This is a genomic window from Nocardia sp. NPDC004718 (genome assembly GCF_053601535.1).
Map to the genome: position 1 here is coordinate 61089 of NZ_JBSGCA010000027.1, position 14005 is coordinate 75093.

13 protein-coding genes are annotated in these 14005 nt (G+C 69.1%); 1 reads left to right on the top strand and 12 read right to left on the bottom strand.

Going from position 1 to position 14005, the window contains the following annotated elements; translation table 11 throughout:
• Nucleotides 1-273: 273 nt before the first annotated feature.
• From ACWEH3_RS21290 to ACWEH3_RS21310, 5 genes are all read right to left on the bottom strand, one after another.
• Nucleotides 274-1497 (bottom strand): NADH:flavin oxidoreductase, encoded by a 1224-nt coding sequence (locus ACWEH3_RS21290; RefSeq protein WP_450015686.1) that lies wholly within the window; start codon nucleotides 1495-1497, stop codon nucleotides 274-276.
• Nucleotides 1494-2072 carry a TetR/AcrR family transcriptional regulator gene (locus ACWEH3_RS21295; RefSeq protein ID WP_450015684.1) on the bottom strand — a complete coding sequence of 193 codons (579 nt, stop codon included), beginning with the start codon at nucleotides 2070-2072 and terminating at the stop codon, nucleotides 1494-1496. The genes ACWEH3_RS21290 and ACWEH3_RS21295 overlap by 4 nt, the downstream gene beginning before the upstream one ends.
• 383 nt (nucleotides 2073-2455) lie before the next feature.
• A complete protein-coding gene (locus tag ACWEH3_RS21300) occupies nucleotides 2456-3421 on the bottom strand; it encodes an esterase/lipase family protein (RefSeq protein WP_450015682.1) in 966 nt (321 codons plus the stop codon).
• Between the two features lie 102 nt (nucleotides 3422-3523).
• The gene (locus ACWEH3_RS21305; RefSeq protein WP_450015680.1) at nucleotides 3524-4177 is read right to left on the bottom strand and encodes a PadR family transcriptional regulator; all 654 of its coding nucleotides are present in this window, start codon (nucleotides 4175-4177) and stop codon (nucleotides 3524-3526) included.
• 102 nt (nucleotides 4178-4279) lie between these two features.
• The gene (locus tag ACWEH3_RS21310; RefSeq protein WP_450015678.1) at nucleotides 4280-4858 is read right to left on the bottom strand and encodes a TetR/AcrR family transcriptional regulator; all 579 of its coding nucleotides are present in this window, start codon (nucleotides 4856-4858) and stop codon (nucleotides 4280-4282) included.
• 73 nt (nucleotides 4859-4931) lie between these two features.
• Between ACWEH3_RS21310 and ACWEH3_RS21315 the strand changes: the two genes are divergently transcribed.
• Complete coding sequence (locus ACWEH3_RS21315) at nucleotides 4932-5774, top strand: NAD(P)H-binding protein (RefSeq protein ID WP_450015676.1); 843 nt, start codon at nucleotides 4932-4934, stop codon at nucleotides 5772-5774.
• Nucleotides 5775-6088: 314 nt separating this feature from the next.
• Here ACWEH3_RS21315 and ACWEH3_RS21320 read toward each other — a convergent pair whose 3' ends face one another.
• The 7 genes from ACWEH3_RS21320 to pyrF all read right to left on the bottom strand — a co-directional run bounded on the left by ACWEH3_RS21320 (nucleotide 6089) and on the right by pyrF (nucleotide 13999).
• Complete coding sequence (locus ACWEH3_RS21320) at nucleotides 6089-8452, bottom strand: primosomal protein N' family DNA-binding protein (RefSeq protein WP_450015824.1); 2364 nt, start codon at nucleotides 8450-8452, stop codon at nucleotides 6089-6091.
• Between the two features lie 82 nt (nucleotides 8453-8534).
• Nucleotides 8535-9746 (bottom strand): methionine adenosyltransferase, encoded by a 1212-nt coding sequence (metK, locus tag ACWEH3_RS21325; RefSeq protein WP_379250955.1) that lies wholly within the window; start codon nucleotides 9744-9746, stop codon nucleotides 8535-8537.
• Nucleotides 9747-9975: 229 nt separating this feature from the next.
• Nucleotides 9976-11199 carry a bifunctional phosphopantothenoylcysteine decarboxylase/phosphopantothenate--cysteine ligase CoaBC gene (coaBC, locus tag ACWEH3_RS21330; RefSeq protein ID WP_355070638.1) on the bottom strand — a complete coding sequence of 408 codons (1224 nt, stop codon included), beginning with the start codon at nucleotides 11197-11199 and terminating at the stop codon, nucleotides 9976-9978.
• 44 nt (nucleotides 11200-11243) lie between these two features.
• Nucleotides 11244-11519: a DNA-directed RNA polymerase subunit omega gene (rpoZ, locus tag ACWEH3_RS21335; protein ID WP_355070636.1), complete on the bottom strand. Its 276-nt coding sequence runs from the start codon at nucleotides 11517-11519 to the stop codon at nucleotides 11244-11246.
• A 172-nt stretch (nucleotides 11520-11691) separates the two neighbouring features.
• Nucleotides 11692-12276, bottom strand: a complete 585-nt coding sequence (gene gmk / locus ACWEH3_RS21340; protein WP_450015673.1) for a guanylate kinase — start codon at nucleotides 12274-12276, stop codon at nucleotides 11692-11694.
• Nucleotides 12277-12284: 8 nt separating this feature from the next.
• Nucleotides 12285-12605 carry an integration host factor, actinobacterial type gene (gene mihF / locus ACWEH3_RS21345; protein ID WP_028476708.1) on the bottom strand — a complete coding sequence of 107 codons (321 nt, stop codon included), beginning with the start codon at nucleotides 12603-12605 and terminating at the stop codon, nucleotides 12285-12287.
• A gap of 569 nt (nucleotides 12606-13174) precedes the next feature.
• Nucleotides 13175-13999 (bottom strand): orotidine-5'-phosphate decarboxylase, encoded by an 825-nt coding sequence (pyrF, locus tag ACWEH3_RS21350; protein ID WP_450015671.1) that lies wholly within the window; start codon nucleotides 13997-13999, stop codon nucleotides 13175-13177.
• Between the last annotated feature and the right edge of the window lie 6 nt (nucleotides 14000-14005).

A 14005-nucleotide genomic window follows, 5' to 3' on the forward strand; every position in this document is an offset into this window, starting at 1 on the left:
TGTCGCCGCGCTGGCGACGATCTACGCCACGCTCGGCACCCACGCATCCCCAACGGAGCACGTTCACGACGCCACCGCTCGGGCTGATCTGCCGTACCCGGTGATCGGCTGGTTCGCCGCAAGGAAGTGGGGTTCCGGCCTACTGCCGCGTGCAATTCGCGTTTCGGACACGTACACGCTTCTTCGTCCTCTTCTGGCACGGCGATGCCATCCGGTCCACGGCCCGCGTTCGACTGCCCCTCGCCGACACGGTGCCGGTCGATCAGCGACCGCTTATCGCCGCGTGCCGGCGCCGCCGATGCCCGACAGTGTCAGCTCGACGGGATCGCGCGGCTGACCAGGACGGAATACGCACCGAGTACAGGTGTAGATCGTGGGCATGCACTCGTTGCAGTGCACGCACGCCGACCGCGTCGACGCATCCGATTGGATGCGTCGCAACAGATTCGGCTCCCGCAGCAGCGCACGACCCATGGCGACGAACTCGAAGCCTTCTGCCCGCGCGAGCCGCATGGTGTCCAGATTCGTGATGCCACCCAGCAGGATCAGCGGCATCGACAATTCCCTGCGGAAGTGCCGTGCGCGCTCGAGGAGATACGCCTCCCGGTACGGATACTCCTTCAGGAATGCCTTGCCGACCATCCGGAATCCCCATCGCGCGGGCACCGGGAGAACGTCGCCGAACGATTTCCGCGGGGCGTCACCGTGGAACAGCAGCATCGGGTTGAGCAGTGAGCTACCCGCCGTCAGTTCCAGCGCGTCCAGGCTGCCGTCGGCTTCCAGCCACGCGGCGACCTGGATCGACTCGGGCACCGTGAGCCCGCCCCGCACTCCGTCTTCCATGTTCAGCTTCGCGGTCACCGCGAGCCTGCCGCCCACAGCTTCCCTTACCGCGGCGGCGATCTCACGCGCCAGCCGCGCCCGGTTCGCCAAGCTGCCGCCGTACCGGTCCGCGCGACGGTTCAGTTTGGGGCTCAGGAACGAGCTGACCAGATAGTTGTGCCCGAAATGGATCTCCACCGCATCGAAACCCGCCTCCTCGGCCAGCTTCGCCGCGCCGGCATGAGCGGCCACGAGCTCGCGGATCCCGTTCTCGTCCGGGGTTCGCATCATCCGCATCGACAGCGGGCTGAACATCCGGCTCGGCGCCAGCGCCGGAACTCGGTTGGAGGCCGCGTTCGCCACCGGTCCGGCATGGCCGATCTGCGCGCTCACCGCGGCACCCGCACCGTGCACGGCTTCGGTGAGCCTCCGGAGCCCCGGCACCGCTTCCGGGCGCAGCCAAATCTGATGCCGGTCGGTCCGGCCGCCGGGAGCGACCGCGCAATAGGCCACGGTCGTCATCCCGACGCCCCCGGCGGCGACCTCGCGATGGAACTCGATCAAGTCGTCGGTCACCAGCGCGTCCGGCGTGCGGCCCTCGAAGGTCGCGGCCTTGATCACCCGATTGCGCAGGGTGATCGGCCCGAGTTGGGCGGGTGCGAATACGTCGTTCATTGTTTCTCTCCTGTCGGAGCGGTCAATCCGGCCACCACGAATTCCCGGAGGGTGGCCACCGCCTCCTGCGACATCTCTCGGTGCTCCGCACTGCCGAATCGCATGATGAGGAGGTCGAACGCCAACATCCACCGGCGCCTGCTCTCGCGCTCGCTCACGCCCGGCAACAGGCTCACCCACGCATCGATCCGGAACCACGGCTGCCGCCACTCGGTCACCTGCCTGCCGAGGACGAATTGCGCCAGCAGTCTCAGATGCAACCGCCCCACCGGATCGGCGGCCAACTCGACGAACGGCTCGATCACCGCATCGACCACCTCGGCGATCGACCCGTGCCCGCCGGTGACAGCGGCCAGCCGGTCCGCCCACACCGGACCCAACCGCTCCTCGAGCAACGCGGCGACCAGGGCGTCCTTCGACCCGAAGTGGTAGTGCACCGCCGCCGGGTTCGCTCCTGCCTGCGCGCAGATACCCCGCACGGACACCTCGTCGTATCGGCCTTCCAGCAGCAGTCGCTCGGCGGCCGTCAGCAGACGATCGCGGGTGGTCGCGGCGTCGGAGACCGGTTTCGGCATGCGCCCAGTCAAGCATCTTTCCATCGTTGATTCAATCATTGATTGAAACTTGTTCACGCAAGAGCCGACGCCGCGCCGAGCTATGTCCTGGTTGCCCGAGGTGGTCGACGAAAGCCGAGAGACCGCGAGGTTGCCGTGCCGCGGTCAGCGGACCGGATCCAGCCGCGTCGGCGTCAGCCCGGCGCGCGTACCGAACCCACACGGGCGAAGAACACGGCGAACTCGGCGACACGCATCGGCCGCTCGGCGGTGGGCACGGCGCCCGCCTCCGGCAGACGTTCGGCTGCCTCGATAAGCCTGTACGCGTGCTAGCTGAACCGAGTCCGATCACCGTCCTACCGGGTCGCAGCAGTCCGCGAACCAGGCGCCGCGGGCGGTTCCGGTCAGGAATGACCCGCGATGATGACCTCCGGGATACCGGTGCCCAGTGGGACCGGCCTGCACACCGGGGCCGGACTGCCCGGATCCAGCAGGGTGAGCAGCAACTCCTGCACGAACGGGTCGTACACCATGTGGAAGTGCCCCGTGAGGTCGGCCGGACACAGATCTTGCAGGGCGAGGTTCCGCGCGCCGGGCCCGCGCAGCGCGATGTTCTCGAACGGCTGGATCATCTCGTCGACGTGGCTGCCGACGGTCACGTACCGCACCCCGGGCACCGTGTCGCCGCCCGCGTTGAGATCGAGCATGAGCGGCGACCCCTCGACCTGCTGCACGGCGGCGAGCGAAGTCACCTGAGCGAACGCCTGCAGAGCGCCCGGGATCGCCTCGGCGACCGGCACCAGCCCGTACATCACACCGCCGTAGCTGGGCGATGCGAGGCCGACCCATTGCTCGACCTTCGGCGCACCGCCCAGTTTGTTGACGTAGTAACGAGTCACGTTGGCGCCCTGCGAGAATCCGACCAGATCGATCTTGTCCGCGTGGGTCGCCGCGAGCACTCGATCGACGAACGCACCGACCTGGTAGGCACTGAGCACCAGATCCTCGGTGCCGTAGCTGTGCGCGCCGGGCTTGCCGCCGTAGTTCAGCGCGAATACGCAGAATCCGGCCGCGGTCAGCTGCGGCGCGATCCCCGCCCAGTCGGAATAGGCTGTGGAGTCGGTCCCGTGCGCGAGCACCACCGGACGGGGATGCCGGGCGCTGGGCACGCAGCCGAAATCGTTGGTACCGCTCGGGACCGCGTTCGGATGACTCTTCTGATACCACGCGGCGGCCAGGTGGTCCGATTGCGGTGGAGCGGCGTACGTCGGCACGTCGGGCGGGCGGAAGCCGAGCGGCTCGGCCGACGCCACGCCCGGGCCGAGCGTGGCCACACCGGCCACTACGCAGGCCAGCACGGCATCACGCAAGTGTGAAACGCCCCAAGTTCTCGCTCGGCTCGACTGTCGCATCTCACAATGATCCCTCTGATCGGCTCGAAATGCGCGCGGTATAGGGGTGTTTCGCCTCCCCTACTTCTCGGGGGTCTCGTCCTCGGCGAGGATGCGGTAAAGGGACTTGCGGGTCTCGGTGAGCAGCTCCGCCGCCCGCGCCGCCTGCTGCGGGGTGCCTGCCGCCGCAACCTGGGCCACCGCCCCCATCAGCTGTCCGACGAGCGCGCGCAGGTCCATCGCCTGAGCGCCGACGTCCTGCTGCACGTCCACCCACGGATCGCCCAGCTCGTCCCGGTGCGCGGCGACGTACTCGCTGCCGGACTCGGTGAGCTTCGCGGTCTTGCGCCCGGCGACCTTCTCGATGAGGACCAGGCCCTCGTCCTCCAGTTGCGCCAGCGCGGGGTAGATCGATCCGGGGCTCGGCCACCAGATGTCGTTGCTGCGCTCACGGATCTGCTGGATCAGTTCGTAACCGTGCATGGGCTGCTCGGCGAGCAGCAGCAACACGGCCGCGCGTACGTCACCACGCCTACCCCGGCCGCCGCGTCCGCGCCCGCGTCCGAAGTGCGGGCCGAAGCCAGGCCCGAAGCCGGGACCGAAGCCCGGCCCGAACTCCGGGCCGAAGCCGTGATGTCCGCCGCGGCGGAAGCGCCGCCCGTGCTCGAAGCCCTCGTGAGCGGGCACCCGCCCGCGGCCACGCCGGCCGAATTCTCGATGTTCTCGGTGTTCCATGTCAGCCTCCCAAGGCTCTCGTGTTCGAATCATGTTATCGACGATATATCGGCAATGCATCGAATGCAAGACCCGGTTTCGGCATCCGCGCCCGGCCGGAGATCAGCTCACCAGCGAATCGATCCAGCGCGACAGCCGCGCCCCTTCGGCGACCATCAGTCCGGGATCACGAAAAGTGTTGGTGAGCAGGGAAATTCCTTGATATGCCGCGACATAGGCGATCGCGAGCTCCCTCGCGTCCGCGCGCCCCATCGCGGCGAACTGCCGTTCAGCCCAATCCACCAGCACGCGCATCACCTCGGCGGCCGCGGTATCGAGCCCGTCCGCCCGCTTGTCCAATTCCGAGGACAAAGTCCCGAACGGGCAGCCGTAACGCATGGTCTGCTCACGATCGGCGACCCATCCCGCGATCAGGGCCTTCAGCCGCCCCGAAGGCGTCTCGTGCCGGTCGCTCGCGGCGATCACGGCATCGAGAATGCGCGCGTGCGAGCCGATCGCCGCCTCGATGAGCTGGTCTTTCGTCTTGAAGTAGTAGTAGACGTTGCCGACCGGAACGTCCGCGGCACGCGCGATGTCGGCGATCGTCGTCTTCTCCACGCCCTGCTGATAGAACACCCGCACCGCAGCTTCGACCAGCCGCTCCCGCTTGCCCGATCCGGCCTTCGCCTGTGAGTCAGTCACACAACTAACTGTAGACAGCACGGCGATGACCGGCTACCGTCTTTTTAGTCAGACAACTAACTAAGGAGTCTCAATGATCGTGGTCACCGGAGCTACCGGAAATATCGGCGCGCCCCTCGTGCGGGCGCTGGCGGACGCCGGCGAGGAGGTGACAGCCGTCGCGCGGCATGCGGACCTTTCGCTGCCCGACGGAGTCCGCTCGGTTCGGGCCGATCTGGGCGAGCCGGAAAGCCTCTCCCCCGCCCTCGCGGGAGCAGACACCCTGTTTCTCCTGATCACCGGCGAGCAGTTGGTGGCGGGTCCGGAACCAGAGCAGGTGCTGAAAATCGCCGCCTCGGGAGGCGTGCGGCGCGTGGTCTTCGTATCCTCGCAGGGCGTTGCCACTCGACCGGACGCGGCGGGCTACGCCCGGCTCATCGCCTACGAACAGGCGATCAGGGACTCCGGGTTGGCCTGGACCTTCCTTCGGCCCGCCGGATTCTTCTCCAACACCTACGCGTGGGCGGACGCGGTGCGCACGCAGCGCCTGGTCGCAGCGCCGTTCGGCGACGTCGGTCTTCCCTCGATCGATCCGGCCGACATCGCCGCGGTCGCAACGGCGGCATTGCGCGACGACCGGCACGACGGACAGGTCTACACCCTGACCGGGCCCGAGCTCGCTACCCCGCGTGCCCAGGCCGAAGCACTCGGCGCGGCAGTCGGCGAGCCGCTACGATTCGTGGAATTGACTCGGGCACAGGCCCGTTCGGCAATGCTCGACTTCATGCCCGAGCCGGTGGCCGACCACACGCTGACCATCCTCGGCGAGCCGACGCCCGCCGAGCAGCGGATCAGCCCCGATGTGCCGCGTGTGCTCGGACGCCCGGCCACGAAATACGCCGACTGGGCGGCTCGCAATCGAGCGGCCTTCGCCTGAAGCTCGGCCGAGCGCTGCGCTGTCGCGAAATGATCGCCGGCTTCGACGTTTCACCGGCCCGGAACAGCGAGGCGATCATGCTCACCCGGGCTGGGCGAGAACGAGTGCAGTCAGCCAGGGCGGCGCGGGTCCGTTGCGGACTGTTCGCCGTGATAGCCCGAGACACGCGCGCACGAGATGGGGCGAAGCGAGCGGTACGATCCGCGCCCGGTCCGAGTACGGCGACCTCCTCGCGACACAGCCCCGGGTATCCGGAGGCGCTACCGCAGCCCATGCCGACGGGGCAGCGGTGGAGCCACCGACTCCAGTAGCCGTCAGCCGATGTCGACCGGGTCGATCTGCACGCGCAGGGGGGCGTCCGAGCGGTGCGTGCTGCGAACCGCCTGAGCCGCGCGCAGGGCACGCGCGAGCGCCGCTCCGGAGCGGCGCTCGACCCGCAGCAGTAGGCGTTCGACTTCGGCGGGCGCATCGCCGGAGGAGAACGGTTTGCGGGCACCGTCCGGCAGCGGCACCGGTCCGAGGCGGTCGACCGTGTCGGGCAGGTCCGCCGCCGAGAGCAGTTCGGCGATGGTGTCGGCGGTGCCGTCGATCGCGGCGAGACGGGCGGCAGGCGGGAAGCCGACCTCGGCCCGTGCCGCGACCTCCGCGCGCGCGGCGCCCACCGGATCCCACCGGACCAACGCCTGCACGGTGGGGATGGACGGCTCGGCCACGACGATGACCTGGCCGTGCGCGCGGACCAGCGCCGCGGCGGCCATCCAGCGGCGCAGCGCGTCCTCGGCGGCCCGCAGGTCGGCTCGGCCGAGCAGCGCCCAGCCATCGAGCAACAACGCGACGCCGTAGCCGCCAGGAACCACCGACTCGGCGCCGACCGTAGCGACGACCACTTGCGGGCCCGGCTCCACGGTGTCGAGCACGGTACCGCCGCCGGAAGCACGGATAGGTACGCCGGGAAACGCACGTCCGAGCTCCTCGGCCGTGCGTGCCGCCCCGATCACCACGGCACGCAGTGCGCGCGACCCGCAGGTGGTGCAACGAAACGCGGTCTCGGTGATCCCGCACCAACGGCAAGCGGGACTCTGCGCGGCTGCGCCGGAGTCGGCGGCCGATCCGCGCGGTCCGCGAACTTCCGGCAGTGCGAGCGGCCCGTTGCAGTGTCGGCATCGGGCAGGAGTACGGCATTTCCCGCAGGCCAGCGCGGGAATGTACCCACGGCGCGGCACCTGCACCAGCACAGGTGCGCCTTCCTTCAGCGCGGCGCGGGCAGCCGCGAAGGCGACGCCGGGGATTCGGACGGCACGGGCGACCGGATCGCGTTCCAGCGCGATATCGCTGTCGCCGGGGGCGCTGATGCGCGGCGCGGCCTTGCGCAGCACGGCACGATCGGCGACCAGATCGTGCGCCCAACCCGAATCGACCACCGCTTGGATCTCCGCGGTGCGCGCGAAACCCGCCGCGACGAAGGCCGCACCGGTTTCGTGCGCCCGCAACATCGCCACCTCACGCGCGTGCGGATACGGCGCACGGGGTTCGGCGTAGGTGTCGTCACCGTCGTCCCACAACGCGATCAGCCCGAGGTCCACCGCCGGTGCGAACACGGCGCTGCGCGTGCCCACGACCACTCGCGCCGAACCGCGCAGCACCGCGAGCCAACGCCGGTACCGAGCCGCTGGACCGAGACCGGCGGACAACCCGACTGCCGAGTCCCCCACCAGTCCAACGCATTCCGCCAGGACCCGGTCGAGGTCGCGTTGGTCGGGGACCATGAGGATCGCGCTGCGCCCCTGCCGGGCCACCACTGCGGCGAGTTCCGCCAGCCGCCGGGGCCAATTCTCACCGGGCAGCGCCTGCCAGGCCGCGCGTGCCCCTTTCCGCTGGGCGAGGGCGCCGACGAACGCCGCCCCGTGGACGTACCGTTCCCAAGGCGCGAGGTCTATGGCCGGAAACGCCGAATCGAGAACGGCGGTTCGGCCTTCGGTGTCGCCGCTCGCCTCCCCAGCGCCGCCCGAGTCCCCCGCGCCGGTTGGTCCGAGCCTCAGATGCGCACGTGCGGACGGCTCGGCATCGAGATTCTCATCGCTCTCCGGCGCGGGCACATATCGGCCGGCGCCAGGGCTATCGCGCTTCGAATCCGGTTGTGCCGCAGCACCACTCTTCGGAGCCGCGCTGCGCACATCGGCCGAATCGGCTTGCAGGTCAGAGGATTCCGGCGACGCAACGGGCAACTCTCCAGCGGACACGGAACTCGCCACGTCCGACTGCACGGGACCGATTGCGGTGGCTGGGTTCTCGTTCGCGGAATCGGCTCGGGCCGCAGCGGACTTCTTCCCGCCACCGGTTTCGGTGCGGGCGTGCCGCGGTGGTATCGCCAGACGCAGGACATCGGCACGCGTTCCCGCGTATCGGGCCGCGACCTTGCCGGCCAGGTCCAGGATTTCGGGAGTCAACACGCGTTCGCCGGAGACGACGCGTTCCAGCTTGACCAGCTTTCCGCCGTGGTCACTGTGCCTCGATCGAGCCAGGAGATAGCCGTCGACCAGCCGACCGGCGAAACGGACCCGCACCCGGACCCCCGGCTGGGCGAGTTCGTCCAGCTCGGGAGGCACCAGGTAGTCGAAGTCGCGGTCCAGATGCGCGGGCGAGAGCAGCGGGAGCACCCGGGCGATCGGCAACTCCACGCCCGCGGGACCCGCGGCCGGACGGTCCGCCTCGGTGGCGGGGTGGTCCGCCGCGGGTTCGTTCACTCGGACCTGATCGAGGTCAGAGTCCGACGGCGGCGCGCAACTTGTCGGCGCGGTCGGTGTGCTCCCACGGCAGGTCCACGTCGGTGCGGCCGAAGTGGCCGTACGCGGCGGTCGGCGCGTAGATCGGGCGCAGCAGGTCCAGATCGCGGATGATGGCGCCGGGACGCAGGTCGAAGACCTCGGTGATCGCGGTGCTGATGCGCGCCGGGTCGATCTTCTCGGTGCCGAAGGTCTCGACGAACAAGCCGACCGGAGCCGCCTTGCCGATCGCGTAGGCCACCTGGACCTCGACGCGGTCGGCCAGATCTGCCGCGACGACGTTCTTCGCGACCCAGCGCATGGCGTAGGCGGCGGAGCGGTCCACCTTCGACGGGTCCTTGCCCGAGAAAGCGCCGCCGCCGTGGCGGGCCATGCCGCCGTAGGTGTCGACGATGATCTTGCGGCCGGTCAGGCCCGCGTCGCCCATCGGGCCGCCCAGCACGAACTTGCCGGTGGGGTTGACCAGCAGGCGAATGTCCGAAATGTCCAGGCTGGGCAGCTCGAGGTCGGCGAGCACCGCGTCGAGGACCTTCTCGCGGATGTCGGGCGCGAGCAGGTTGTCCAGGTCGATGTCGGCGGCGTGCTGGGTGGAGACGACCACCGTGTCCAAGCGGACCGGGCGATCGCCGTCGTACTCGATGGTGACCTGCGTCTTGCCGTCCGGACGCAGGTAGGGCAGCACGCCGGTCTTGCGCACCTCGGTCAAGCGGCGCGACAACCGGTGCGCGAGCGCGATCGGCAGCGGCATCAGCTCGGGGGTGTCCTTGGTGGCGTAACCGAACATCAGGCCCTGATCGCCCGCACCCTGCCGCTCGATCTCGTCGTCGGAGCCGCCGATGCGCGCCTCGTGCGAGGTGTCCACACCCTGCGCGATATCCGGCGACTGCGCGCCGATCGCGATATTCACACCGCAGGAATTTCCGTCGAATCCCTTTGCCGACGAGTCATATCCGATTTCCAGGACCTTTTCCCGGACAATTCGGGGAATATCGGCGTACGCCGACGTGGTGACCTCACCCGCGACGTGGACCTGGCCGGTCGTCACGAGGGTTTCCACCGCGACCCGGCTGCGCGGATCCTCCGCGAGCAACGCGTCGAGAATGGAATCGCTGATGGCATCACAGATTTTGTCCGGATGACCTTCGGTCACGGACTCACTGGTGAAAAGCCGGCTCCCGGACGTGCGCACAGTTCTTCCCTCTCCCTCAACGGGTTACTCGTATCGGCTTGCGACAATAACGCGATGTCGCGACTGCGCAACCCTTATATCTCAGCCTATTCCAAATCACCGACAGGGCGGACCTCAACGCCGCAGCCATCCCGGACAGCTGAACTCCCGGTGTCGCGCCGGTGCCGAATTGATGACGGCGTCGCGAACGACGGACCAGATGGCAATCCTGGCAGGGACGCGGCCCGGCTCAGCGCAGCAACACGCTCAGCGCGTCGAGCACACGGCTGGCCAGCAACGCCTTGGAGCCGTGATCGAGCGCCTGTTCGGTGCCGTCCGCGCCCAGCAGCCAGCCGTCGTTGGTGTCCACCTCGAACGCCTTGCCCTCGCCGACCGCGTTGACCACGAGCAGGTCGCACCCCTTGCGTGCGAGCTTGGCCCGCGCGTGGGTGAGGACGTCGCCGTGCTCGTCACCGGTCTCGGCGGCGAAACCGACGATCGCGGTGCCGGGCAACTGCCCGTCGCGGCGCGCCTGCACCAAGCCGGCGAGGATGTCGTCGGTCTTGGTCAGCGGAATGACGTCGGGCTCGCCGGCGCCCTTCTTGATCTTGGCGGCGGCGACGTTGGTCGGCCGGAAATCGGCGACCGCCGCGGCCATGATCACCGCGTCGGCGCCGACGGCGTGCTTGTCGACGGCGGTCTTCAGCTGTTCGGCGGTGGTGATGTGCACCAGGTCGACGGCGGCGGGCGCCGCCATCTCGATCGTGTTGCCCGCGATCAACGTCACGTGGGCGCCGCGCTGGGCCGCGACCCGCGCGAGCGCGTAGCCCTGCTTGCCGGAGCTGCGGTTGCCCAGGAAACGCACCGGATCCAGCGGCTCCCTGGTGCCGCCCGCCGTGATGACGACCCGGCGGCCCGCCAGATCCCGCGGGATCGCGTCGGCACGCTCCATGAGCAGCGACGCGAGGCCGAAGATCTCCTCGGGCTCGGGCAGCCGTCCGGGGCCGGTGTCGGCGCCGGTGAGCCGGCCCGCCGCGGGCTCCATGACGATCGCACCGCGGGCGCGCAAGGTCGCGACGTTGGCGACGGTCGCCGGATGCTCCCACATCTCGGTGTGCATCGCGGGCGCGAACAAGATCGGACATCGGGCCGTCAGCAGCGTGGCGGTGAGCAGGTCGTCGGCGCGGCCGGACGCGGCGCGGGCCATGAGGTCGGCGGTCGCCGGGGCGATGACCACGAGGTCCGCCTCCTGGCCCAGCCGAACATGCGGGACCTCGGGCACGTCGGAGAACACGCCGGTGTGCACCGGGTTCCCGGACAGTGCCTCGAAGGTCGCCTTGCCGACGAACTCCAGCGCCGAGGTGGTGGGGATCACCCGGACGTCATGTCCGGTCTCGGTGAATCGCCGGACCAGAGAGCACGCCTTGTAGGCGGCGATGCCTCCGGCTACACCGACGACGATCCTTGTGGTCACTACGCCTCCGGCCTAGTAGTGGTCACGGCGAACCGTGGTTCGCCTCACTCGCCTTCGGAGTGCTCGAGCAGGTCGGAGTGGATCTCGCGCAGGGCGACCGACAGCGGCTTCTCCTGCAGACCCGGCTCGACCAGCGGGCCGACGTACTCGAGGATGCCGTCACCGAGCTGGTTGTAGTAGTCGTTGATCTGCCTGGCCCGCTTGGCCGCGTAGATGACCAGGGCGTACTTGGACGACGTGCGCTCCAGCAACTCGTCGATCGGCGGGTTGGTGAGGCCGACCGGCGTGTCGTAAGCGGGCGCGGTCTTGGTGTCCGTCACTAGGAAGACTCCTGCTGTGGTCGGTCGGATGAACGAGGGGCCCTGCGAGTGCGGCGGCATGCCGCCTCCGGGCCTGGTCACTCATGCCGGAGTGGATTGCGCATGCGCGGAGGCCCTACGTGAATACGCAGGCTACCTCCTCCGGGCCTGATCGCTCATGCGCAGGTGGGGGTCACGAACTCGAATTTGTGCTAACGAACAACGATACCAACTGCTCACAGGCGCTGGTCACCTCGTCGTTGACGATAACTATGTCGAACTCGTCACAGGCCGCCAGCTCGATCCTGGCCGTCTCCAGGCGCCGCTCGATCACCTCGGGCGACTCGGTGCCACGCGAGGTCAGTCGCGCCACCAACTCGTCCCAGCTCGGCGGGGCAAGGAAAACCAGGATCGCGTCGGGGATCGCCCGGCGCACCGATCGCGCGCCCTCGAGATCCACTTCGACCAGTACCGGAAGGCCCTGCGCCAGCGCGGCGCGCACCGGCCCGGCGGGGGTGCCCGAACGCTGCAACCCGCCGTGGATGTCCGCCCACTCGAGCAGTTCATCCGCCTCGATCATCGCGTCGAACTCCGCACGGGAGACGAAGTGGTAGTCGAGGCCGTCGACCTCCCCGGGCCGCGGGGCCCGGGTCGTTGCCGACACGCTGAAGACCAGGTAGGGCAGTCGTTCGCGGACACAGCGGACCACGGTGGACTTGCCCACGGCCGAGGGGCCGACCAGTACGACCAGTCGACCCTTCCGCGTGTGTTCGATCACCCTCGTCGTCAGGCGTCGAAGTCGAACCGGGCCAGCAGCGCCTTACGCTGCCGGTCGCCGAGTCCGCGCAGCCGCCGGGTGGGGGCGATCTCCAGCTCGCTCATGATCTCCGCCGCCTTGACCTTGCCCACCTTCGGCAGGGCCTCCAGCAGCGCCGACACCTTCATCTTGCCGAGGATCTCGTCGGTCTCGGCGTCGGTGAGCACCTGCTTCAGGTTGGTGCCGCCACGCTTCAAGCGCTCCTTGAGCTCCGCCCGAGCGCGGCGAGCGGCAGCCGCCTTCTCCAAAGCAGCGGCGCGCTGCTCGTCAGTCAGCTGGGGAAGGGCCACGGTTCCTCCGTCTCATCGTTCATTGCATTCAACTCCTGCCGGTAACCCGGCAGTCTCAGCGACCGTACCCACGACGTCCGCCGATTGCGAACCCACCCCCCAGGTCAGCGCATGATTCCGGATACGGACCGCACCACGGCGGCCCGGCGCCGGTGCCGCCCGCGCCATCGAGCGCATCGCGATACCGAATCAGCGAAATGTGCCGCCAGCTGGGCGTTTTCGACAAACCGAATGGTTTGCGGAAGGGTTGCGAGACGGCAGCGCATCTCTCCAGCAACCCCTCACGCGCCCTACCAGGAACTTTCTGGAAATTCTCCGCGTGTCGCGAGTTTTTTGCGCGTGTCGGGCGTCACATCGGAGCCGTTTCGGCCGCCCTGACCGGCATTGGGTGCCGGATACCGGCCCTGTACGTCGGTCCAGGAGCGTTGCGCCCATCCGTGCACCGATCGGCCCCGAAATCAGCGCAGGAGCGCGCACAGGCACCGCTAAGGGGCACGTGCGTGCGAACACCTGCACGCACAGGAGACGGAAACGACGAAGGCCGGCGCGGATGCGCCGGCCTTTCGCGGTCATTCTCGGAGGAACGCGAACGCGTCCTGGAAAGCGCGCACTCTGGCACGCAGTGCCGGAACGGTGGGCCCGTCCCTCAGCACCTCCCGCGAGACGTTCGGCACAACGGCCGGGAGCATCGCCTCCGGGACCAGCTCCCTGATGGTCTCCGGGCCGCCGCCCTGGGCGCCCACCCCGGGCATGAGGATCGGGCCGTTGAGCGCGGAGAGATCGGGCGCCTCGCTGAGCGTGGCGCCGACCACCACGCCGACCGAACCGAACTCCGCGCCCGCGTTGCGCGCCGCCGCGTCGTCGACCATGGTCTGCGCGACCGTGCGGCCGTCCGCCGCGACCGCCCGCTGTACCTGCGCTCCCTCGGGGTTCGAGGTCGCCGCCAGCACGAAGACGCCGCGGCGGCCTGCCTCGGCCAGCGTCAGCGCCGGTGCCAGCGAACCGAAGCCCAGATACGGCGAGACCGTGACCGCGTCGGACCCGAGCGGGCCGTCGGCCAGCCAGGTCCGCGCGTAGGCGTCCATGGTGGACCCGATATCGCCGCGTTTGGCGTCGGCGAGCACCAAGGTTCCCGAGGCCCGCAGCACCTCGATGGTGCGCTCCAGGACCGCGAGGCCTCCGGAGCCGTGGGCTTCGAAGAACGCGACCTGCGGCTTGACCAGTGCGACGAGGCCGTCGAACGCCTCCACGCAGATCTCGGCGAACCGCTCGAGTCCCTCGACGTCTTCGGTCAGTCCCCAGGACCGCAGCAGTTCCGGGTGCGGGTCGATGCCGACGCACACCGGCCCCAGTTGCCGCATCGCGTGCCGCAGGCGGTCGCCGAAGGTCTTCATCGCACC

Excerpts from the sequence above, each read along its gene's own strand:
- pyrF (WP_450015671.1), bottom strand. The coding sequence starts at position 13,999 with ATGAAGACCTTCGGCGACCGCCTGCGGCACGCGATGCGGCAACTGGGG.
- ACWEH3_RS21290 (WP_450015686.1), bottom strand. The coding sequence starts at position 1,497 with ATGAACGACGTATTCGCACCCGCCCAACTCGGGCCGATCACCCTGCGC.
- ACWEH3_RS21295 (WP_450015684.1), bottom strand. The coding sequence starts at position 2,072 with ATGCCGAAACCGGTCTCCGACGCCGCGACCACCCGCGATCGTCTGCTG.
- ACWEH3_RS21305 (WP_450015680.1), bottom strand. The coding sequence starts at position 4,177 with ATGGAACACCGAGAACATCGAGAATTCGGCCGGCGTGGCCGCGGGCGG.
- ACWEH3_RS21315 (WP_450015676.1), top strand. The coding sequence starts at position 4,932 with ATGATCGTGGTCACCGGAGCTACCGGAAATATCGGCGCGCCCCTCGTG.